The 1,242-nt window shown below is 68.9% G+C and carries 1 protein-coding gene and 1 pseudogene; one reads left to right on the top strand and one right to left on the bottom strand.

Annotated elements, in window-relative coordinates; all coding sequences use genetic code 11:
• Positions 1 to 533: pseudogene (locus P2P98_RS19050) on the bottom strand (hypothetical protein); the annotation flags it as partial.
• A gap of 230 nt (positions 534 to 763) precedes the next feature.
• Here P2P98_RS19050 and P2P98_RS19045 point away from each other — a divergent pair.
• Positions 764 to 1,242: hypothetical protein (locus P2P98_RS19045; RefSeq protein WP_275801851.1), on the top strand; the 479-nt coding region annotated here is incomplete at its 3' end.

The following is a 1,242-nucleotide window of genomic DNA, read 5'->3' as shown; positions in this document are numbered from 1 at the left end:
TAGATGGCGACGCCGCCACTGACGTTTTCGCGGGTGATTTGGGTGGCGGTGACGTCCGAGGGGAGACCCGTGACGGCGAGCGTGCCGTTCATAGGCACTCCGCCGGTCCTCACGCCTGCACTGAGTACTGCCGTCGTAGTCGTGGATCCAGAGTTTGCGCTCGACGTACCGTTGCCGCCAGCGGCCGGGACGTTGATGTCCGGCAGCGCATAACGCCCATTCGTGCCGGAGTAGCCGGTGGCCGTGGTCGAGCCGCCCGAGAACGTGTAGTTGTTCGACAGGCTCACCGTGATCGACTTGCCGCTCGCCGGCACGCCGTTCGTCGTCGCGGTCACATACGCGCCGGCGATGGTCGAGCAGGCGGTGCCGTTGTAGGTCGACTTGTCGAACGCGAGCTGGAGCGTGCCCGACGCTGACGCGGTGGGCGCGATCGTGGCGGCGGCGATGACGGGGATGGTCCAGGCGGCGCCGGTCAGCACCGTGCGGCGGGGGAGGCCGGCATCGACGGCAGGGAATTCGGGGGTGTTCTCCACGGGGAGGTCCTCTCGGGGTCGGGTGATGTTGCGTCTCACATCCAGCCGTGCATCCCCCTCTGCGGCGTAAACGGAGTCGCAAGGTGGTGCCTGCTGTCGGGAGTCGGCCTCGGCGGGTGGGCAACGGGTGACTCCTGAGCGCCGCAGTAAGGGAGAGAGGGTGAAGCAGCTTTCCGCGGTGAATCGCGGCGTCTAGATTCGGTCGCTACGCATCGTGGAGGGGAGACCGCATGAGCGCGCCCGGTGTATCGGGCTCTCGGCGCCCCGAACCCGTGTGGACGATCGCCCGTGTTCCGCTGACCGGATCCGCCGTCGCCGAGTGGTTCGCGGCGCGCGGCATCGATGCCCGCGGCGACCTCGCGCGCAGCCACGCCTTCATCGATGAGGCCGACGTCGCCGAGGTCTCGGTGCGACGGATCTGGCACACGGCGCTGAGCCTCACGCGCCCCGCCGCGACCCCTCCCAGCCCGCGTGACACGCTCCTCGTGCAGGTCGCCGGCGAGGCGCAGCTGTCGCTCAGCGACGGCGTCGAAACACCTCTCGGCCCCAACGACGTCGTCTTCCTCCCCGGCGGACAGGCGTTCTCGCTCGTTTCCGACGAGCCGATCGCGCGCGTCGAGATCGACTACCGCGCGCACGACCGTTCTCCTGCGTGGGTCCACGGCAACGGTGAGCTGGTGTCGGCCACCATGATCCTGTCGGCCGTCAA

It is taken from the genome of Microbacterium sp. Kw_RZR3, assembly GCF_029222405.1.
GTDB lineage: Bacteria > Actinomycetota > Actinomycetes > Actinomycetales > Microbacteriaceae > Microbacterium.
This window is presented reverse-complemented; position numbering and strand designations above follow the sequence as displayed.